This window comes from Sanguibacter inulinus (genome assembly GCF_013415325.1).
Taxonomy (GTDB): Bacteria; Actinomycetota; Actinomycetes; order Actinomycetales; family Cellulomonadaceae; genus Sanguibacter; species Sanguibacter inulinus.
Window position 1 is genome coordinate 144,482 of sequence record NZ_JACBYE010000002.1, and the last position, 20,311, is coordinate 164,792.

The window sequence follows — 20,311 nt, forward strand, 5'->3', positions numbered from 1 at the left end:
GCGCGGGAGCGGACCGCCCAGTCGATCACGGAGTCTCGACGTTCCGGAGCATTCCGGCCCGTCAGACGTCCCTCGCCGAGGCAACCTGGTCACTGTACAGGCTGGGAGGCTCCAGAGTCGAACTCCCAGCGGACCGTGACGCTCGCCGAGACCTCCTGGGTCCCCGGGTCGACCCCGATCTTCGCGGCCATCGCGTCCGCACGCATCGCCATCGGCCGTGGACCGCCACCTGCGGGAGCACCGTCGAGGACCTCGACCACCCGGCCCAGCGTCCGCCCGGCGAGGGTCGCCAGCTGCTCGGCGACGGCGTGGGCGTCGCGGAAGGCCGCCTCGCGAGCCGCCCGGACCAGCACCTCGGTATCACCCACGACCACGTGCATCGACTCGAGCCGCGCGACCGGCCCGGCTGCGGCCAGGGCTGCGCGCACGCACTCCCCCGCCGCGTCGACGTCACGCACCCGGGCGCGCAGCGTGAGGCGGGCCGTGGTGACCTGCTCGCCACCCTCACGGTTCTCGGTCCAGGTAGAGGTCTGCGCGGTCTGCAGGTCCGCCGCAGCCACCCCGTGGTCGGCGAGGGCCGACCGCGCCGAGTCGAGCCCCGCGGCTGCGGTGTCGAGGGCCTCCTGCACGTCGCGAGCCGTGGCCTCCGCCCCGAGCTCGACGTCGACCACGTCAGGCACCGCCGCGGCGCTGCCCGTCCCGGTCACGGTGATCCCCTCAGACCTGCGCGTCTTCCCCATCCGCCCATCCTCCCCCTCACGCCCACCGACCGCGAGAGCAGCCCCGCAGCACGCGCGACGCCCGGCGCCCCTCGGAGGAGGGAGGCCGGGCGTCGGTCGTGCAGCGAGGGGCGAGGCTCAGGCGTTGCCCTCGAAGAGGGACGTGACCGATCCGTCGTCGAAGACCTCGCGGATGGCGCGGGCCAGCAGCGGGGCGATCGACAGGACGGTGAGCTTGTCGAAGGTGCGGTCTGCGCTGATCGGCAGGGTGTCGGTGATGACGACCTCGCGGGCGCCGCACTCGCTCAGACGCTGTGCCGCGGGGTCGGAGAGCACGCCGTGGGTGGCCGCGATGATGACGTCCTTCGCGCCGGCGGCGAGGATCACCTTGACCGCCGAGGCGATCGTGCCACCGGTGTCGATGAGGTCGTCGACGAGGACGCAGGTGCGACCCTCGACGTCGCCGACCACGCGGTTGGCGACCGACTGGTTCGGCTTGGTGATGTCACGCGTCTTGTGCACGAAGGCCAGCGGGGCGTCGCCCAGCTTGGCGGCCCACTGCTCGGCCACGCGGATGCGCCCGGCGTCGGGCGAGACGACAGCGACGTTCGCGAGGTCGACGCGGGTGCGCACGTAGTCGGTCAGCAGCGGCATCGCCCAGAGGTGGTCGACGGGTCCGTTGAAGAAGCCCTGCAGCTGGGAGCTGTGGAGGTCGACGCTCATGATGCGGTCCGCACCGGCCGTCTTGAACAGGTCCGCCATGAGGCGGGCCGAGATCGGCTCGCGCCCACGGTGCTTCTTGTCCTGGCGGGCGTAGCCGTAGAAGGGCTGCACCACGGTGATCGTCTTGGCGGACGCCCGCTTGAGGGCGTCGACCATGATGAGCTGCTCCATGATCCACTGGTTGATCGGGGCCGTGTGCGACTGCAGGACGAAGACGTCCGCACCGCGCACGCTCTCGCCGAAGCGGACGTAGATCTCACCGTTCGCGAAGTCGTAGGCCGTGGTCGGGACCAGACCGGTCCCGAGCTCACGGGCGACGTCCTTGGCGAGCTCGGGGTGAGCACGGCCAGAGACGAAGACGAGTCGCTTCTCGCCGTCGGGGGAGACGATGCCAGTCATCAGTTGCTGTGTCCTTCAGTGGAGACGTCGGCTCCAGGCTGCGGCGCGGCCTGGTTCGTGGAGGCTGTCGGAGGGCTCGGGACGGGGAGCGTCGCCTGGTGGTCGGCGAGCTCAGCACGCGCCTGCGCACCGAGCCCCTGCGAGGCGGTGTCACCAGCACGGCGGAGCCGCTCGGCGGCACGGGCCGCGTCGCTGCCCGGGCGGCGGCGCTCGACCCAGCCCTCGATGTTGCGCTGCGGGCCTGCCGACACGGCGAGCGCACCCGAGGGGACGTCGCCGCGGACGACGGTGCCGGCCGCGGTGTAGGTGCCGTCGCCGATGTGCACGGGAGCCACGAGCAGGTTGTCGGCGCCGACCCTCGAGAAGGACCCGACCGTCGAGCGGTGCTTGGCGACACCGTCGTAGTTGACGAAGATCGTCGCCGCACCGATGTTCGTGTGCTCGCCGATGGTCGCGTCACCCACGTAGGACAGGTGCGGGACCTTGGAGCCGTCGCCGATCGTCGCGTTCTTCGTCTCGACGAAGCCGCCGATCTTGCCGCCGGAGCCCAGGACGGTCCCCGGACGCAGATAGCTGAAGGGGCCGACGCTCGCGTTGTCGCCGATGACCGCGAGCTCAGCCTGCGTGCGCGACACCGTCGCGTGCTGGCCGACCTCGGTGCTCGTGAGCGTCGTGTCGGGGCCGACCGTCGCGCCCTCGCGGACCACCGTCGCCCCGTAGAGCTGGGTGCCGGGGAGGATCGTCACGTCGCGCTCGAGCTCGACGTCGACGTCGACCCAGGTGGTCGCCGGGTCGACGACCGTGACACCCGAGGCCATCCAGTCGGCGAGGATGCGGCGGTTCATCTCGGCACCCAGGACCGCGAGCTGGACGCGGTCGTTGACACCCTCGACGAGGAAGGGGTCGTCGGTGCGCAGGGCCCGGACCGAGCCACCCTGCGAGCGGGCGATCGCGAGCACGTCGGTGAGGTAGACCTCGCCCTGCGAGTTGTCGCGGTCGAGGTTGCCGAGGCCGTGGCGGAGCACGGCGGCGTCGAAGACGTAGATCGAGGAGTTGATCTCGCGGATCTCGCGCTGCTCGGGTGTGGCGTCGCGGTGCTCGACGATCGAGAGGACCTCACCGGTCGACGCGTCGCGGACGATGCGGCCGTAGCCTGTCGCGTCCTCGACCTCGGTCGTCAGGACGGTGACGGCGTTGCCGTCGGCGTGGTGCGCGGCGAGCAGCTCGCCGAGAGTCCCGGCGTCGAGCATCGGGACGTCGCCCGCGATGACCACGACGGCCCCGGTGACACCGTCGCCGACGCCCCGGCCCTCGCTGCCCTCGGGGACACCGTCGTGCGCCGCCGCGGCGTGCGCGGCGGCATCGAGGACGCCCATGGCGCACTGGACGGCCCGGCCGGTGCCGGGGACGTCGTCCTGGTCGACGACGAGGACGGAGGGGTCGATCTCGAGGGCGTGGCCTGCGACGGCCTCGCGTTCGTGCCTGACGACGACGGCGACCCGCCGCGGGTCGAGGCCACGGGCGGCTGCGAGCGCGTGCCCGAGCATGCTCCGGCCGGCGAGGGTGTGCAGGACCTTGGGGGTGGCAGATCTCATGCGCGTCCCCTCGCCTGCTGCGAGGACGACGACGGCCGCGGGTTGAGCGGTGGTCACGAAGGGACTCCCAGGTGCTCGGGTGGGTCTGCTGACGACGCCACCGATCGTGACGTCCGCTCCGCCCCCAGGACTCGAACCTGGACTAAAGGCACCAAAAACCCTTGTGCTGCCGATTACACCAAGGCGGAAGGAGCTCAGGCCACCCGGGACGCACGTGCACGCAGGCGCTGCCCGGGCGCTCGGACCTCATTCTGCCAGGATTTTCGTGCGCACCAAACGCCGGCCGCACAGGGCAGGTCCGGCATGATGGTGACGTGGCCTCCGACAACAAACGTGCTCCCCGCCCGCGCATGACGGCGAAGGAACGCCGAGAACAGCTCATCGACGTCAGCCGAGCCCTGTTCGCGCAGAAGGGCTTCGAGGGGACGAGCGTCGAGGAGATCGCCGCGAGGGCGCAGGTGTCCAAGCCCGTGGTCTACGAGCACTTCGGGGGCAAGGAGGGCATCTACGCCGTCGTCGTCGACCGGGAGATCCAGGGGCTCACGGGTGCGCTGACCGGCGCCCTGACGGCCGGCGGCCACCCCAAGGTGGTCCTCGAGCGCACGGCGCTCGCCCTGCTCACCTACATCGAGTCCTCCGAGGACGGGTTCCGCGTGCTGGTCCGGGACTCCCCCGTCGCACAGGCGACGGGGACCTTCTCGAGCCTCATCGGTGACGTGGCGACCCAGGTGGAGCACCTGCTCGCCGAGCAGTTCCGGCGGCGCGACCTCGACCCTGCTGTCGCGCCGATCTACGCCCAGATGCTCGTGGGCATGGTCGCCCTGACGGGCCAGCACTGGCTCGACGCCCGGAACCCGAGCAAGCACGAGGTCGCCGCGCACCTGGTGAACCTCGCCTGGAACGGGCTCAGCGGGCTGGAGCGCCGCCCGTCGATGACCGACACGTCGAGCATCGCGAAGACCCCGGGGATCGGGGGCGCACCGCACACCTCGTCGACCGTGAGCCTGCCGGGGGCCGTGCGCCCAGCCGCAGCCCAGACCACCCCGAGACCGACGAGCGCCTGAGCCGAGGCGCTCATCGCCCCCACGCTCCCGGCTCCTCGGCTGCACGCTCCACCTGCGCAGGGCGCGGGCACCAGGGCTACGGGGCGCAGGTGCCGGATCCCTGGGCTCGAGCCCGGAGCCGGGAGCCCGAGGGCGCACGCCCCTCGTCCCTTCGGACGACAGACGTCCAGCCCTCGGTCGTCCGATCGGCTACTTCTGCACTCGATACGCGGGCAAAAGCCGCGAAGCGCCTGACTAGGCAGAATTGCAGGTGTGCCGGGCACCCCCCGCTCCCCTAACCTGGGAGACGTCTGTGCCACCCGACACACCTGCGAGGGAACGACCATGCCCATGCTGGAGATCGACAACCTCTCCAAGTCCTACGGCCCGCTGCGTGCGCTCGACTCCATGTCCTTCTCGGTCGCCTCCGGCGAGATCTTCGGCTTCGTCGGCTCGAACGGCGCCGGGAAGTCGACCACCATGCGGATCGCCCTCGGGGTGCTCGCCGCCGACTCCGGCGAGGTGCGCTGGGACGGCGCTCCGCTCGACGTGGCCGCGCGCCGGACCGTGGGCTACATGCCCGAGGAGCGTGGCCTCTACCCCAAGATGAAGGTCGCCGACCAGCTCGTCTACCTGGCGCGGCTGCACGGCATGAGCGCCTCGGACGCCCGCGCGGCGATGGAGCACTGGACCGAGAAGCTCGGTGTCGCCGCACGGCGCGACTCCGACGTCCAGACCCTCTCCCTCGGCAACCAGCAGCGCGTCCAGCTGGCCGCCGCGCTCGTCCACGACCCGGAGATCCTCGTCCTCGACGAGCCGTTCTCCGGTCTGGACCCCGTCGCTGTCGACGTGATGAGCGGTGTCCTGCGCGAGAAGGCCGACCAGGGCGCGCCCGTCGTCTTCTCCTCCCACCAGCTCGAGCTGGTCGAGCACCTCTGCGACCGTGTCGGCATCATCCGGGCAGGGCGCATGGTCGCGTGCGGGACCGTCGACGAGCTCCGCTCGCACGCCGCACCCCGCTGGCTGGTCGACGCACCCGGTGCGGCACCAGGCTGGGCTGACGCCCTGCCGGGCGCGCGGGTGGTCAGCACGACAGGCTCCCGGACCGTCGTCGAGGTGGGCCGCGAGCCCGACGCCGAGCAGGCGGTCCTGCAGGCGGCTCTCGCGACGGGCACGGTCCGCGAGTTCGCGCCGCAGCGCGCGAGCCTCACCGACCTCTTCCGTGACGTCGTGAGCGCCGAGGCCCCCTCGGACGACACCCCCAGCACCGACACCCCCACGAAGACCAAGCGGTCCTTCCTGAGCAAGGGACGAGCAGCATGAGCACCACGACCGCACCCCTGAGCCCCTGGTCGGCCGTCAGGCTCGTCGCGAGCCGTGAGATCAAGCAGCGCGCCGGCTCGAAGGCCTTCCTGTGGACCACCGTCGTCCTCGTCGTGCTGATCGTCGGCGGGGCCTTCCTCGCCCAGACGCTGCGCGGCGGCGAGAGCACCCTCGCCGTCGGCGTCACGCAGGAGACCGCCGCGCTGGCGGAGTCGGTCACCGAGACGGCCTCGGGTTTCGGCACCACGGCCGAGGTCACCACCGTGACCGAGGAGGAGGGCCGCACCCAGGTGCTCGACGGCGACCTCGACGCCGTCGTGCTCTCGGCCGAGGGCGGCACCGTGAAGGTCATCACGAAGTCGACCCTCGACACCGACCTCAGCTCGGTCCTCACGGTGATCGCCCAGCAGACCGTGCTGGCCGAGCAGGTGACCTCCCTCGGGGGCGACCCCTCCGACGTGAGCCGCGCGGTCGCGCAGGCGAGCGTCGACGTCGAGGCGATCGAGCCCCCTCGCGAGATCGACCCGTCCCAGATCATCTCGGCCTACCTCGTGGGCATCCTCATGTTCATCAGCCTCCAGCTCTGCGGGGCGATGATCGCGCAGGGTGTCGTCGAGGAGAAGTCCAGCCGCGTCGTCGAGCTGCTGCTCGCCACGGTCCGCCCCTGGCAGCTCATGGCCGGCAAGGTGCTCGGCATCGGCGTCATCGGACTGGGTCAGGTGGTCGTGCTGGTCGCGGCGGCCGCCGGGAGCGCTGCGGGCTTCGGCCTGCTCGACGGCATGGACCTGAACCTCGGCGCCACCGTGCTGTGGACGATCGCGTGGTTCCTCATCGGCTTCACCATGTACGCGCTGCTCTTCGCGGCGGCCGCAGCGCTGGTCTCGCGCCAGGAGGACGTCGGCACGGTCACCACGCCGATCCTCATGCTCATGATGATCCCGTACATCGTCAGCGTCTCCGTCGCGCCCTTCGCCCCCGACAGCCCGGTCGTCGTGTGGCTCTCGTACCTGCCGTTCACGTCGCCGCTCATCATGCCCACCCGGGTCGCCGTCGGCGGTGTCGAGATGTGGCAGGTCGCCGTGGTCATGGCGGTCAACATCGCCCTGGTCCCGCTGCTCGTCTGGCTCGCCGGTCGCATCTACTCCAACGCCGTGCTGCGCTCCGGCGCACGCATCAAGCTCAAGGACGCGCTGCGTGCAGCGTGACGCACGAGACAGCCGTCAAGACTCTTGACGTCAAGTAATGTCAGAGGATGAGCTCAGACGAGGTCCGCGAGGACGAGGTGGACCGCATCATCGCGGCCTGGGGCCGCGTGCGACCCGACCTCGATGTGTCCCCGCTCGCGGTCCTGTCGCGCGTCTCGCGGCTCGACAGGCACCTCGACCTGGCTCGCCGCGGGGCCTTCGCCCGCAACGAGCTCGAGCCGTGGGAGTTCGACGTGCTGGCCGCCCTGCGCCGGACCGGTGAGCCTCACGTCCTCTCCCCCGGGGCCCTGGTCACGCAGACGATGGTCACCAGCGGCACCATGACCAACCGCATCGACAGGCTCGCCTCGCGCGGGCTGGTCGAGCGGGAGCCCTCACCCGACGACAGGCGCGGGGTGCTCGTCCGCCTCACGGCGGACGGGCTCGCCCGGGTCGACGCGGCGTTCAGCGACCTGCTGGCCGTCGAGCACGAGGTCCTCACGGTCCTCGATCCGGCGGACGAACCCGCCATCACCGATCTGCTGCGACGGCTCGTCGCCCAGTTCGACACCCTCGGCTGAACCACCGCGAGAGACCAGGACCACCATGCACGCCGCCCTCATCCCCTGGCTCGACCCCGCCACGATCATCCCGAGCATGGGGCCCTGGGCCCTCGTCGGGGTCTGCCTCATCATCTTCGCCGAGACCGGCCTGCTCGTCGGGTTCCTGCTCCCCGGGGACACCCTGCTGTTCTTCGCAGGGCTGCTGACGCACACCGGGGTCATCCCCGTGAACATCTGGTGGGTGTGCCTGGCCATCGGTTTCGCGGCCTTCCTCGGCGGGGAGGTGGGGTACCTCATCGGCCACAGGCTCGGCCCACGGGTGTTCGAGCGCAAGGACTCCGGGCTGTTCAGCACCGAGAACGTCGCCCGGACCAACGCGTTCTTCGAGCGCTTCGGCGCCCTGGCCGTGATCCTCGCGCGCTTCATCCCGGTGGTGCGGACCTTCGCCCCTGTCGCCGCGGGCGTCGCGCACATGAGCTACCGCCGCTACTCGCTGTACAACCTGGTCGGGGCCGTCGTCTGGGGCATCGGGCTGACCATGCTCGGCTTCCTGCTCGGAGGCATCCCGTGGGTGGCCGAGTTCGCCGAGAAGTACATCGACCTCGTGATCCTCGGGGCCGTCGCGCTCACCCTGGTCCCCACGGTCATCCACTACGTGCGGTCGACCCGGAAGGCACGCCGGGCACCCGTGGCGCCTGCACCGCAGGACCCCGAGGTCACCGCCGTCTGAGTCCGACGGGCTGCGCCCGCCCGCGTACCCTTGCCGGGTGGCTCATCTACTCGGGGGCGAATCCCTCCACCTCTCCTTCCCCACCAAGACCGTCTTCGGCTCCGTGACAGTCGGCGTGAACGAGGGCGACCGCGTCGGGATCGTCGGACGCAACGGTGACGGCAAGTCGTCCCTGCTCGCGATGCTCTCCGGGCGCCTCGAGCCCTCCGGTGGACGTGTCACCGTGCGGAACGGCACCCGCGTCGGGGTCCTCGACCAGGGCGACACCCTCGACCCCACCAAGACCGTCGCCGACTCGATCGTCGGCTCGACGCCCGAGCACGAGTGGGCCGGGGACCCGAAGGTCCGCGACGTCATCGCCGGGCTGGTCACCGACCTGCCCTGGGACGGCCTCGTGGGCGAGCTCAGCGGAGGCCAGCGCCGCCGTGTCGCCCTCGCCGCGCTGCTCGTCGGCGACGACGACCTGCTGTTCCTCGACGAGCCCACCAACCACCTCGACGTCGAGGCGATCACCTGGCTCGCCGGGCACCTGCGCACCCGCTGGTCAGCCTCCGCGGGCGGTCTGCTGGTCGTGACCCACGACCGCTGGTTCCTCGACGAGGTCTGCACGGCCACCTGGGAGGTGCACGACGGGATCGTCGAGCCCTTCGAGGGCGGCTACGCGGCGTACATCCTGCAGCGCGTCGAGCGCGACAGGATGTCGGCCGCGACCGAGGCCAAGCGCCAGAACCTCATGCGCAAAGAGCTCGCGTGGCTGCGCCGCGGCGCCCCGGCCCGCACCTCGAAGCCGAAGTTCCGCATCGAGGCCGCCAACGAGCTCATCGCGAACGAGCCGCCCGTGCGCAACTCGGTCGAGCTCGCGCAGATGGCCACGTCCCGCCTCGGCAAGGACGTCGTCGACCTCATCGACGTGTCCGTGAGCTACGGCGACAAGCAGGTGCTCAAGGACATCACCTGGCTCATCGGGCCCGGCGAGCGCACCGGGATCCTCGGCATGAACGGCGCGGGCAAGTCGACGCTGCTCTCCCTGGTCACCGGGGACCTCCAGCCGTCCTCAGGTCGCGTCAAGCGCGGCAAGACCGTCAAGGTCGCCACCCTGACGCAGCAGCTCGCCGAGCTCGAGGACATCGCGAACAACAGGGTGAGCGACGTGATCGCGCGGTACCGCACCTCCTACGTCGCCGGCGGCAAGGAGATGACCCCGGGCCAGCTCCTCGAGCGGCTCGGCTTCACGGCTGTGCAGCTCGCCACCCCGGTCAAAGACCTCTCGGGTGGTCAGCGTCGCCGTCTCCAGCTGCTGCTGATCCTGCTCGACGAGCCGAACGTGCTGATCCTCGACGAGCCGTCGAACGACCTCGACACCGACATGCTGGCCGCGATGGAAGACCTCCTCGACTCCTGGCCCGGCACGCTGCTCGTCGTCTCGCACGACCGCTACCTGCTCGAGCGCGTGACCGACCAGCAGTACGCGATCCTCGACGGCGGGCTCCAGCACGTGCCCGGCGGGGTGGACCAGTACCTGCAGATCATGGCCGGCCGTGCCTCGACCAGCCGGCCCTCCACGCCGACCAGCTCGCAGGGCGGCGGCCAGAGCGCACCGTCGAGCGCCGAGGCGCGCGCCGCGAAGAAGGAGCTCGGTGCCGTCGAGCGCAAGCTCACCAAGCTGACCGACCAGATCGCCGCGGTCCACGCGTCGATGGCCACCCACGACTCGAGCGACTTCACAGGGCTCGGGGAGCTCAACGAGAAGCTCCGCGCCTTCCAGAGCGAGGTCACCGAGCTGGAGATGCGCTGGATGGAGCTCGCCGAGCAGGCTGGCTGAGCCGGCTCTCGCGAAGCAAGGCTCCCGGGAGCGACCTCCGTCGTCGGGTGGGGACCTCTCCCCCGCGGGCGCACGGCAGCGAGCCGTGTGCCCGCGGGCGTGCCAGGCTGGGCCGGTGCCCACAGTCGAGTCGTCGATCATCGTGCCCGTCCCGCCCGCGACGGCCTTCGCCGTGTCGCAGACCACCGGGGAGACCCGGTTGCGCTGGGACCCTTTCATCCGCCGCCAGCAGCTCCTCGACGGCGCCCAGGTCCCGGCGAAGGGGGTCAGGACGCTCACGGTCCACAGGCTCGGTCTGCGGATGGTGAGCGAGTACGTCTCGTACGCCCCGCCGACGACCGTGGGCATGAAGATGATCCGAGGCTCGTGGTTCTTCGAGCGCCTCGCCGGCGGCTGGAGGTTCTCCCCTGTCGACGGCGACCCCACGAGCACCCGGGCCGTCTGGCGCTACAGCTTCGCGTGCCGCCCGCGATGGCTCGCGCCGCTCGCCGAGCGGGTGGGCACGATCCTGCTCCAGCGCGACATCGACGCCAGGATCGCCGGCTTCGCCCGCGGCTGCGCCGACCCTGTGGTGGTGGCTGCGGTCTCCTGAGGCCGGCGTGGTCGACCGGTAGGAAGACTCGAGCCAGCCTCCCCGTCGAATCGATCCGAGATTTTTCTCGAATCGATTCGACATCGGGCCGCGCATCCCCCTAGGCTCGTAGACCGAGGCACAACCGACGTGCCCCACCCCTGACCAGCCCGGCTCCGTCCGTGTCCCTCAGCTGCCCCCGCTGCTGCGCACGCGACCCAGCCTCGCGACGACGTCAGGCCCTCGTCCGCCCACTGCTGAAGCCGTCACATGACAAAGAACCTCACGACAGGTCCCCCTGCCAAGATCATCCTGCTCTTCACCCTCCCCCTGCTCATCGGCAACGTGTTCCAGCAGATGTACGGCTTCGCCGACGCCTTCGTCGTCGGCCGGATCCTCGGGATCGACGCCCTCGCCGCGGTCGGCTCGACAGGCGGGATCGCCTTCCTGCTGCTCGGCTTCGCCTGGGGTCTGACCGCCGGCTTCGCGATCCCGACGGCCCAGGCCTTCGGTGCGGGCGACCCCGCAGCGGTCCGCCGGGCCGTCGCGGCCGGCACGCTGCTCACCGGTGGCTTCGCCGTCCTGCTCACGGCTGTCGCCGTGCCCGTCGCCCGCCCGCTGCTCGAGCTCATGCGGACACCGCCCGAGATCATCGACGACGCCTACCTGTTCATCGTCGTCTCGTTCTGGGGCATCGCCGCGACCATGTTCTTCAACTTCCTCTCGAGCACCATCCGGGCGCTCGGGGACAGCCGGACGCCGCTCGTCTTCCTCGCGATCTCCTGCGTGCTCAACGTGGTGCTCGTCATCGCCTTCATCGCCGGGCTCGGCATGGGGGTCGACGGCGCCGCCCTGGCGACCATCACCTCACAGCTCGTCTCGGTCCTGCTGTGCCTGTGGCTCGTGCAGAAGAAGATGCCGACCCTCCACCTCAGCCGGGAGGACTGGAGGGTGACCCGGGCAGAGCTGGCGACCCAGCTGCGCATCGGGCTGCCGATGGCCTTCCAGTCGTCGATCATCGCGATCGGGACCATCGTGCTCCAATACGCCCTCAACGGGCTCGGCGCCGAGTCCGTGGGCGCCTACACGGCCGCGCAGAAGGTCGACGGTCTGGCGATGGCGCCGCTCGCCTCCTTCGGCCTCGCGATGGCCACCTTCACGGCGCAGAACTACGGCGCCCGGGCCTACGGCCGCATCCGGACCGGGGTCTTCCAGACCTGCCTCATGTCGGTCGGCTTCGCCCTGGCGATCGGGCTGGTCAACGTCCTCTTCGGGCGGCACCTCATCCGGCTGTTCGTCGGCCCCGGCGAAGAGCACGTCGTCGAGCTCGCGCAGACCTTCCTCGTCGTCAACGGGTCGCTCTACGTCGCGCTCGGGCTGCTCTTCGTGCTCCGCAACACCCTGCAGGGCATGGGCCGGTCTCTCGTGCCGACCGTCGCGGGCGTGATGGAGCTCGTCACCCGAGTCGTCGCGGCCCTCGTGCTCGCCTCGCACGTGGGCTTCGTGGGGGTCTGCCTCGCGGCCCCGCTCGCGTGGGTCGCCGCGCTCGTGCCCGTGTGGGTCTCGTACCACCGGCGACGTCGCTGGCTGGCCGAGGAGGAGAGCCTGCTGGCCCAGGAGCTGGAGTCAGCCCAGGCTCTCCTGGACGACGCGGGCTCCGGGTACAGGCCCTGAGGCGCAGACCGAGGAGGCGCACACCCCCGAGGCGACGAAGGCGGCAGCCAGGGCCTCGGCGTGAGCCGAGGACCGCGCGAGCGCGGCGATCGTGGGCCCCGACCCCGACACGACCACACCGAGAGCCCCCGCGGCGCGCGCCACGTCCATCGTCCCCACGAGGTCCGGGGCGAGCCTGAGCGCGGCGGGCTGGAGGTCGTTCGAGAGCGCCGCACCGAGACGCTCGGCGTCCCCGGCGCGCAGCGCGGCCATGAGCGCAGTGTCGGCGTCCTCGGGGAGGTCGGCGGTCCGCGCGTCGTCGTCGAAGCGCCGGAACACCTCAGGCGTCGAGAGCCCGTCGGCGCGCAGCGCGAAGGCCCAGTGGAACTCCCCCTGGGCCATCGCTGGGGTCAGGACGTCCCCGCGCCCGGTCCCGACGGCGGTGTGCCCCTGGAGGCAGAACGGGACATCGGCGCCGAGCCCGGCAGCCAGGCTCAGGAGCTCGGGACGGGTCAGCGCCGTGCCCCACAGGGCGTCGAGGGCCACGAGCGTCGCCGCGGCGTCCGCCGACCCGCCCGCCATGCCGCCTGCCACCGGGATGCCCTTGGTGATCGCCAGGCGCGCGCCGAGCTTGACGCCTGTGTGCTCGGCGAGGGCACGGGCGGCCCGCAGGGCGAGGTTGGAGCCGTCGAGCGGCACGTGCTCGGCCCCCGGGCCCGAGACCTCGAGCGAGAAGCCCGCAGCCGTCGTCGCGGTGACCTCTTCGACGAGGGAGACAGCCTGGAAGACCGTGACGAGCGGGTGGTAGCCGTCGGCCTCACGGGGCCCCACGTGGAGCGACAGGTTGACCTTTCCCGGTGCGCGCGCGGTGACAGAACGCTCGTGCACCCGCACGCTGCTCAGCCTGGTCGTGCGCGTCACGGTCGTGCTGTGCCAGGTCGGACGAGGGGCGTCGTCCCGGCCGGTGACGTCGGGTCCTGCGCGGCCGTGGCGGTTCCGTCCTGCTCGGTCGCGTCGGGCTCGTCCTGCGCGGTCCCGGCGGTCTCGTCCGGCGTGGTCCCGGTGGTCTCGTCCGGCGCAGTCCCAGCCTGGTCGTCGAGCGCCTCGGCGATCCGTGCGAAGTCGTCGACGGTCAGCTGCTCGCCGCGCGTGGTCGGGTCGACGCCGGCGGCCTCGAGGGCCTGCGCGGCCGCCGCGGCGGAGCCGGCGAGCTCGGCGAGCGCACCACGGAGCATCTTGCGGCGCTGGGCGAAGGCCGCGTCGACCACCTCGAAGACGCGCTCGCGGGTCGCCCGGGTCTGGGGGTGAGCCCTGCGCTCGAGGAGGACGAGGGCGGAGTCGACGTTCGGGACGGGCCAGAACACGTTGCGACCGATCGTCGAGGTCCGCCGCGCCGTCGCGTACCACGCGGCCTTGACCGAGGGGATCCCGTAGGTCCGGTTGCCAGGAGGTGCGGCGAGCCTGTCGGCGACCTCCGCCTGGACCATGACGAGCACCCGGTCGAGGGAGTCGAAGCGCTCCAGGAAGGTCAGGAGGACGGGTACGGCGACGTTGTAGGGCAGGTTGGCCACCAGGGCCGTGGGAGCCGGTCCGGGGAGCTCTGTGACCGTCAGGGCGTCCTGGAGCACCACGGTCAGCCTGTCGGACCACTCGGGGGCCCTGTCGGCGAGGGTCTGGGGCAGCTGCTCGGCGAGGACAGGGTCGATCTCGACCGCGACGACCGTCATGCCGGCCTCGAGCAGACCGAAGGTCAACGACCCCAGACCCGGCCCGACCTCGACGACGTGCTGACCGGGCTCGAGACCGGCCGACCTGACGATCTTGCGGACGGTGCCGGCGTCGTGCACGAAGTTCTGACCGAGGGTCTTCGTGGGCCGGACGCCGAGACGCCCTGCCAGGTCGCGGATCTGTACCGGACCGAGCAGGGCGTTCGACGGAGCGTTCATGAGCAAGAGCCTAGAGGGTCTTGCCCACCTGGTGCGTCATCCGAGGCTCAGCGGAGGCCGAGCTTGGACGAGCAGTGCGGCCACTGGCCCCAGCCGGAGCGTGCCTGGAGGGCCTGCGCGAGACGCGTCTGCTCCGCGGGGCTCGCCTGCGACGGGAGCCCGGTGCCGCCGAGCGACTGCCAGGTCCCGACCGAGAACTGGTAGAGCCCGTGGTACAGACCGTTGCTCGAGACGACGGTCGGGTTGCCGCCAGACTCGCACTGCGCGAGCTGGCCCCACACGTCACCTGTCACGACAGGGGCTGCCGGGGCCGGAGCCGACTCGGTCGTGCCACCGTCGGTCGAGGGCGCCGGGGTCGAGCGCACAGTCGGCTTCGGAGCCACGACCTTCGGACGCTCCTTGGTCCCCTGCACGAGCACCTTGGTGACAGGCGCCGTCGTCAGCTCGTCAGAGACGAGCTCGCGGGACTCCTCGACACCGTCGACAGTCGTGACAGAGTTCACGGTCGTCTGGACGCCGTCGACGCCCTCGACCTTGGTCACGACGTCGAGGTCCTTGTAGCGCGTGGGGTCCTCTTCGGTGACGGTCTCGAAGGGCACGGCGGTCTCGACGACCTCGTCCGCGACGGCGACCCGCTGGATGACGATGGTCACCTGCGTGTCGTCGGCCCGGGGGTCGGTGATGACGTCCGGGGCCCCTGTGGCTGCGTCGTCGGGAGCCGGGGTCGCGGGGTCATCGGCCGGTGCAGCCTCAGACGCCGTGGCGTCGACCGTCGCGTCTGCGGCGGGCTCGGCTGTCGCCGCCCGTGCCGCAGCCTGCTCCTGGGCCTCGAGGGCCTCAGGGGTCGGACGCTGCTCGACGCTCAGACGGTCGAGCTCGCCGAGCTCGACGCCCTGCTCCTCGAGGATCGTGTCGACACCCGCGGTGCCGTCCTCGACCTGCGTCGTGGTGCCGTCGACCTGGACCTGGACGGGTCCTTCGAGCGAGAGGCGCAGACCGAGGTCGGTGCGTCCGTCGCCCTGCGAGCGGGAGGCGACGAGGCTGACGTCCGCGCCGCGGTCGGCGTAGGCCGAGAGCAGCTCGTCGGCGTCGACAGCCGTGGTCTTGATGGTCGTGGCGTTGCCGTTCGTCTGCAGCGTGATCTCGCGCGAGTAGCGCACGACCACGTCGGCGCCGTCGGTCAGCGAGGACGCAGCGGCCGGGGCGACGAGGTCGTCGGGGCCGACGGTGACGTCGTTCTCGGCGAGGACGCCCTCGACGGAGCCGGAGAAGGTCGAGACCTCCTGGACCTGGCCGTCGATGTCGAGCATCACGGTCTTGTGGGCGTTGGCGTAGACGGCCGTGCCTGTCGCGAGGACCGCGACGGCGACGCCTCCGACGACGAGCGGGAGCGTGCGGCGTGAGCGGCGCGCGGTCGAGGGTGCAGCACCCTCGGAGAGCGGGGTGGTCTCAGAGAGACCGGCGCCGGCGAGATCGGTGGACTCGCCGGGCTTCGCGGGTCCGCGCTGGTGAGCGCGGCCGGAGAAGACGTGGAGAAGATTTTTCACGGAGATCCAGACGTGGAGCGGTCCGGGCACAAGAGTCGGCTGCGGAGTTGCACCGCCGCCCTCGCGGGCTGTCCGACTGTCCTGATCCGGCGATCGATCCTGTCCGGTCGCCGAGCGCCCCCTGGCGCGGTCCGGACAGCTGTCGCACGGCCGACCTGACCCAGACCGACCCCGCTGCACCGCTCCCTGTGGGGCTCGGTGGTGAGGCGTCGACCGGGTGGCGCGCACCGTGGCAACGATCGACCGTAACCGATCCGTGATCATCCGCCAAGAGGTGCGGGTCACGGTGGCCGTCGAGGAAAACACTCAGAACCGGACGATCCGGGTGGCCAGCGGGTGAAAGATGACGAGGCTCACGGGGTGTCGCGCGACGAGGCGCGAGGAGCCGTGCCCATGTCCGGGAGCACCCTGGCGCCTCTGACCAGCCAGGACCCCCGGGAACGACGGAGCCCCCGCCTGCCGGGAGCGGCGGGCGGGGGCTGTCCGCTCAGAGCGGAGCGCGAGATCAGTAGAAGTTCTTGGCCTTCGAGTGCGACCAGGCCGCGCACGGCGTGCCGTACCTGTCGCTGATGTACCCCAGGCCCCAGGTGATCTGGGTCGCGGCGTTGGTCTGCCAGTCGGCGCCCGCGCTCGACATCTTCGAGCCCGGGAGCGCCTGCGGGATGCCGTACGCGCTGCTGGACGGGTTGTCGGAGGTGACCTTCCAGCCGCTCTCCTTCTGCCACAGCGAGTCGAGGCACGCGAACTGCTCGGAACCCCACCCGCGCTCGGCCACCATGGTCTGTGCGATCGCCCGCGCGGAGCCCGGGTCGACGACCACGAGCGCCGGGTCGGGCAGCTCGAGCGTGCCGACGGCGACGATCTCGTCCTGCGGCTCGACCGTGACCCGTCGGGCGACGACCTCGCGACCGGTCTCGACCCCGTCGACCATCGTCACCGCGTAGGTGGTGAGAGCCTGCCCGAGGACACCCTTCTGGGTGACCTTCGTCTTCCCGACGGGGAGCGTCGCGTCCTCGACCTCCTGGGTCGCGTACGGCAGCACCTCCTGGGTCGACGAGGTGTCGGTCGCGGCGCGGCCGATCGTCACGACCATGCCGTCGACCGTGGCCGCGTCGAGGGCGGCAGCCGTGGCCTCGGCCGTCGAGGCGGCGGCTGCGACGGAGACCGGCGGCGGGTCGAGCGTGACGGTGTCGTCGCTGTCGAGGACGACCCCGGCTGTGAGAAGGAGCTCGCGGACAGTGCCCTCGGTCGAGGAGATCGGCAGCTGCTGGCCGTCGACCGCGAGGGTCACGGTCTTGGGGGTGGTGATGACGAGGGGCTCGCGCCCGACCTCCGCGCTGCGAGAGGCCGAGACGTCGGCGCCCGCGGCACGGTCGCCGAGCTCGTCGAGGACCTCGCCGACGGTGCGCGCCGACGACTGGATCGTCTGGACCGTCCCGTCGATCTCGACCTGCACGTCCCGGACGGTCCGCACGACGATGAGGTCGCCGTCGTTCACGGTGCTCTCCGGGGAGGGGAAGACCTGGTCCTGGGGGTCGACGTCGAGCGAGTCGCTCGCGAGGACGTCGTCCACGGTCCGTGAGAAGCCCGCCACCTCGTGCGCGACCCCGTCGACCTCGACAGTCACCGTCTTGTGGAGCGTGGTGAACGCCGTGGTGCCTCCGACGACAGTCGCCAAGATCAGCGCCTGCGCGAGGAGCCGGGCTGGGCGGCGGCTGCGACGGGCTGAGCGGGAGGTCGACTGGTGGGTCGAGGTCACGGGGCGGGGTGTCCTTCGGTCGGGCGGGTGCGGCCGCAGAGCAGCAGCACGGTCTGGAGGGGATCGACCCCACGGTAGTCCACGCCGGGCGGGCGCACACGGGTGGAATCTCGCGTTCGCCCCTCCTCTACAGGCCCTGCACGACTGCGGCGCGGCGGTCGACGACCACGCTCACCACGTCCCGTAGACGTCCTCCGAGGTCGCAGCCACGCCACGGCACGCGTCCTCGAGCGAGACGTCCTTGACGGCTGCGATGGTCGCCATCGTCACAGGGACGAGGTACGGGGCGTTCGGACGCCCCCGGAACGGGTGCGGTGTGAGGTACGGCGCATCGGTCTCGACGAGCACCTGAGAGAGCGGGACCTCACGGAGAGCGTCACGCAGACCGTCGTTCGGCCGGAAGGTCACCGGTCCGGCGAAGGACAGGTACCAGCCCTGCTCGACGCAGGTACGGGCCATCTCGGCGTCGCCCGAGTAGCAGTGGAAGACCGTGCGTTCCGGCGCACCGTCGGCCAGCAGGACCTCGAGCACCTCGGCGTGGGCGTCGCGGTCGTGGATCTGCAGGGCGAGCCCGAGCTCTTTGGCCAGGGCCACGTGCGCCCTGAAGGAGTCCCGCTGCGCAGCGCGGCCGGCCTCCCCCGTGCGGAAGAGGTCGAGGCCTGTCTCGCCGACCGCCCGGATGCGGTCGTTGCCGCGCGCGAGGTCCGCGACGAGGGAGATCGCGTCGTCGAGGGGCATGGCGTGGTGGTCGCGGACCGTCGCCTCGAGACCGTCGGGACCACGCTCACGCACCCCCGCATGGAGCGGGGCCTCGTTCGGGTGGATCGCGATCGCCCCGAGGAGCTCGGGGCGGTCGCGCACCAGGGCGTCGGTCCACCGGACCGCCGGGACGTCGCAGCCGACCTGGACCATCCGGGTGACACCGACAGCGGCAGCCTCGGCGATCAGCCTGTCGACGCTCGGCACCTCGTCGTCGGGGCCGAGGACGTGACCGATCGAGTCCAGGTGCGTGTGGTTGTCGACCACCGGGTACGGCAATGCCTCCGGGGCCGGGGGCCAGCCCCGCTCACGGGTGCGCGCCAAGGCCTCAGACCTCGTCGAGACGCGGGAACAACGAGGCACCCTTCGTCACGCGCGTCCCGGCCGGCAGGGTGCCGAAGTGGGCAGCGGTCTGGACCGGCTGGTCGTCGAGGGGCCCGAGGGGCTCTTCGGCACCGAGCGCGGTCCACAGGCCCTGAGCCGCCTTCGGCACGACAGGGTTGAGCAGGACCGCGAGGGTCCGCAGCGCCTCGGCCGCTGTCACCAGGATCGTCGCGAGACGGCCACCCTCGACGCCTGCGCCGCTCTCGGTCGTCTCGCCCGGGAGCTTCGCGACCTTCCAGGGCTCCTGCTCGGTGAGGTACAGGTTGGTGGCGTCGACGAGGGTCCACACGGCGTTGATCGCCTCGTTCGGGGAGATCCTGTCGATCGCGGCCTCGGCCTGCGCGACGGCTGCTGCGGCGACCTCCTGGAGCGCGGTCTCGGCGTCGCTCGACGAGCCGGGCCGGGGCAGCGAGCCGCCGAAGTTCTTGGAGATCATCGCGGCCACACGGGAGGCGAGGTTGCCGAAGCCGTTGGCGAGCTCGGCGTTGTAGCGCGCGGAGAGGTCCTCCCACGAGAAGGACCCGTCCTGGCCGAAGGGGATCGCCCGCATGAAGTAGTAGCGGAACGCGTCCGAGCCGAACACGTCGGTGATCTGAGTCGGGGCGATCCCCGTGAGCTTGGACTTGCTCATCTTCTCGCCGCCGACCAGCAGCCAGCCGTGCGCGAAGATCGTCTTGGGCAGCGGGAGCCCCGCGGCCATGAGCATCGCGGGCCAGATCACCGCGTGGAAGCGCAAGATGTCCTTGCCGACGAGGTGCACGTCGGCCGGCCACGTCGCGGCGAAGCGCTCGCGCTCGGCCTCGTCGTCGCTCTCCAGGCCGATCGCCGTCGCGTAGTTGAGCAGCGCGTCGAACCACACGTAGAGCACGTGCGAGGTGTCCCACGGGATCGGGATGCCCCAGTCGAAGGTGTTGCGCGAGATCGAGAGGTCCTGCAGGCCGCTCTTGACGAAGGCGAGGACCTCGTTGCGTGCGCTGGCCGGCTGGACGAACTCGGGGTGCTCCTCGTAGAGAGCCAGGAGGCGGTCTGCGTAGGCGCTCATCTTGAAGAAGTAGTTCTGCTCGGAGAGCATCTCGACAGGGCGGCTGTGGATCGGGCAGAGTTTGAGGCCCTCGTACTCCCCCGTGCCGTCGACCAGCTCGCCCGGGAGCTTGTACTCCTCGCAGCCCACGCAGTACGGGCCCTCGTAGGAGCCCGCGTAGATCTCGCCCTTGGCGTGCAGCTGGCTGATGAACTTCTGCACGCGCTCGGTGTGGCGCGGCTGCGTGGTCCGGATGAAGTCGTCGTTGCGCGCGTCGAGGGTCTCCAGGACGGGCTTCCAGGACGACTCGACGAGGCGGTCGGCCCACTCCTGCGGCGTGACGCCGTTGGCCTCGGCCGTGCGCATGACCTTCTGCCCGTGCTCGTCGGTCCCGGTGAGGAACCAGACGCGCTCCTGGCGCTGGCGGTGCCAGCGGGTCAGGACGTCGCCCGCGACCGTCGTGTACGCGTGCCCGATGTGCGGGGCGTCGTTCACGTAGTAGATCGGGGTGGTGAGGTAGAAGGACTGCGTCCCGGCGGGCGCTGCGGTCTCGTCGTGGGCCATGAGCAC

The 20,311-nt window shown here is 71.3% G+C and carries 17 protein-coding genes and 1 tRNA gene; 8 read left to right on the forward strand and 10 right to left on the reverse strand.

What is annotated here, in order from left to right:
* Nucleotides 1–89 precede the first annotated feature (89 nt).
* The 4 genes from HZZ10_RS01610 to HZZ10_RS01625 form a co-directional block, all read right to left on the reverse strand.
* On the reverse strand, nucleotides 90–740 hold the full coding sequence (locus HZZ10_RS01610) for an SIMPL domain-containing protein (RefSeq protein WP_179912153.1): 651 nt from the start codon (nucleotides 738–740) through the stop codon (nucleotides 90–92).
* 117 nt (nucleotides 741–857) lie between these two features.
* Nucleotides 858–1,841 (reverse strand): ribose-phosphate diphosphokinase, encoded by a 984-nt coding sequence (locus tag HZZ10_RS01615; RefSeq protein WP_056128560.1) that lies wholly within the window; start codon nucleotides 1,839–1,841, stop codon nucleotides 858–860.
* Entirely contained in the window at nucleotides 1,841–3,493 is a 1,653-nt protein-coding gene (gene glmU / locus HZZ10_RS01620; RefSeq protein WP_179912154.1) for a bifunctional UDP-N-acetylglucosamine diphosphorylase/glucosamine-1-phosphate N-acetyltransferase GlmU, read from the reverse strand. The genes HZZ10_RS01615 and glmU overlap by 1 nt, the downstream gene beginning before the upstream one ends.
* Before the next feature lie 59 nt (nucleotides 3,494–3,552).
* Nucleotides 3,553–3,624: transfer RNA gene (locus HZZ10_RS01625), tRNA-Gln, on the reverse strand.
* 162 nt (nucleotides 3,625–3,786) lie between these two features.
* On the opposite strand from HZZ10_RS01625, the gene HZZ10_RS01630 reads away from it, so the two are divergent.
* The 8 genes from HZZ10_RS01630 to HZZ10_RS01665 all read left to right on the forward strand — a co-directional run bounded on the left by HZZ10_RS01630 (nucleotide 3,787) and on the right by HZZ10_RS01665 (nucleotide 12,346).
* Nucleotides 3,787–4,500 (forward strand): TetR/AcrR family transcriptional regulator, encoded by a 714-nt coding sequence (locus tag HZZ10_RS01630; RefSeq protein WP_373367304.1) that lies wholly within the window; start codon nucleotides 3,787–3,789, stop codon nucleotides 4,498–4,500.
* A gap of 324 nt (nucleotides 4,501–4,824) precedes the next feature.
* Nucleotides 4,825–5,802: an ABC transporter ATP-binding protein gene (locus HZZ10_RS01635; protein ID WP_179912155.1), complete on the forward strand. Its 978-nt coding sequence runs from the start codon at nucleotides 4,825–4,827 to the stop codon at nucleotides 5,800–5,802.
* Nucleotides 5,799–7,007 (forward strand): ABC transporter permease, encoded by a 1,209-nt coding sequence (locus HZZ10_RS01640; protein WP_056128551.1) that lies wholly within the window; start codon nucleotides 5,799–5,801, stop codon nucleotides 7,005–7,007. Before HZZ10_RS01635 ends, HZZ10_RS01640 begins: the two co-directional genes overlap by 4 nt.
* A 47-nt stretch (nucleotides 7,008–7,054) precedes the next feature.
* The gene (locus HZZ10_RS01645; protein WP_056128548.1) at nucleotides 7,055–7,567 is read left to right on the forward strand and encodes a MarR family winged helix-turn-helix transcriptional regulator; all 513 of its coding nucleotides are present in this window, start codon (nucleotides 7,055–7,057) and stop codon (nucleotides 7,565–7,567) included.
* Between the two features lie 25 nt (nucleotides 7,568–7,592).
* Complete coding sequence (locus HZZ10_RS01650) at nucleotides 7,593–8,279, forward strand: DedA family protein (RefSeq protein WP_179912156.1); 687 nt, start codon at nucleotides 7,593–7,595, stop codon at nucleotides 8,277–8,279.
* A gap of 37 nt (nucleotides 8,280–8,316) precedes the next feature.
* The gene (locus HZZ10_RS01655) at nucleotides 8,317–10,101 is read left to right on the forward strand and encodes an ABC-F family ATP-binding cassette domain-containing protein (protein ID WP_179912157.1); all 1,785 of its coding nucleotides are present in this window, start codon (nucleotides 8,317–8,319) and stop codon (nucleotides 10,099–10,101) included.
* A gap of 115 nt (nucleotides 10,102–10,216) precedes the next feature.
* Complete coding sequence (locus tag HZZ10_RS01660; protein ID WP_179912158.1) at nucleotides 10,217–10,693, forward strand: type II toxin-antitoxin system RatA family toxin; 477 nt, start codon at nucleotides 10,217–10,219, stop codon at nucleotides 10,691–10,693.
* Nucleotides 10,694–10,942: 249 nt separating this feature from the next.
* On the forward strand, nucleotides 10,943–12,346 hold the full coding sequence (locus HZZ10_RS01665; protein WP_179912159.1) for an MATE family efflux transporter: 1,404 nt from the start codon (nucleotides 10,943–10,945) through the stop codon (nucleotides 12,344–12,346).
* Here the strand turns inward: HZZ10_RS01665 and HZZ10_RS01670 are convergent.
* The 6 genes from HZZ10_RS01670 to metG all read right to left on the reverse strand — a co-directional run bounded on the left by HZZ10_RS01670 (nucleotide 12,299) and on the right by metG (nucleotide 20,305).
* Nucleotides 12,299–13,246: a 4-(cytidine 5'-diphospho)-2-C-methyl-D-erythritol kinase gene (locus HZZ10_RS01670; protein ID WP_308507455.1), complete on the reverse strand. Its 948-nt coding sequence runs from the start codon at nucleotides 13,244–13,246 to the stop codon at nucleotides 12,299–12,301. The two genes, HZZ10_RS01665 and HZZ10_RS01670, sit on opposite strands and share 48 nt — an antisense overlap.
* Nucleotides 13,243–14,271, reverse strand: coding sequence for a 16S rRNA (adenine(1518)-N(6)/adenine(1519)-N(6))-dimethyltransferase RsmA (gene rsmA / locus HZZ10_RS01675; RefSeq protein ID WP_228086796.1), 1,029 nt, complete (start codon nucleotides 14,269–14,271; stop codon nucleotides 13,243–13,245). The genes HZZ10_RS01670 and rsmA overlap by 4 nt, the downstream gene beginning before the upstream one ends.
* Before the next feature lie 47 nt (nucleotides 14,272–14,318).
* Nucleotides 14,319–15,818: a resuscitation-promoting factor gene (locus HZZ10_RS01680; RefSeq protein ID WP_179912160.1), complete on the reverse strand. Its 1,500-nt coding sequence runs from the start codon at nucleotides 15,816–15,818 to the stop codon at nucleotides 14,319–14,321.
* Nucleotides 15,819–16,323: 505 nt separating this feature from the next.
* Nucleotides 16,324–17,577 carry a resuscitation-promoting factor gene (locus HZZ10_RS01685; RefSeq protein WP_179912161.1) on the reverse strand — a complete coding sequence of 418 codons (1,254 nt, stop codon included), beginning with the start codon at nucleotides 17,575–17,577 and terminating at the stop codon, nucleotides 16,324–16,326.
* Between the two features lie 171 nt (nucleotides 17,578–17,748).
* Nucleotides 17,749–18,660: a TatD family hydrolase gene (locus HZZ10_RS01690; RefSeq protein WP_179912162.1), complete on the reverse strand. Its 912-nt coding sequence runs from the start codon at nucleotides 18,658–18,660 to the stop codon at nucleotides 17,749–17,751.
* A gap of 4 nt (nucleotides 18,661–18,664) precedes the next feature.
* Nucleotides 18,665–20,305, reverse strand: a complete 1,641-nt coding sequence (metG, locus tag HZZ10_RS01695) for a methionine--tRNA ligase (protein ID WP_179912163.1) — start codon at nucleotides 20,303–20,305, stop codon at nucleotides 18,665–18,667.
* Between the last annotated feature and the right edge of the window lie 6 nt (nucleotides 20,306–20,311).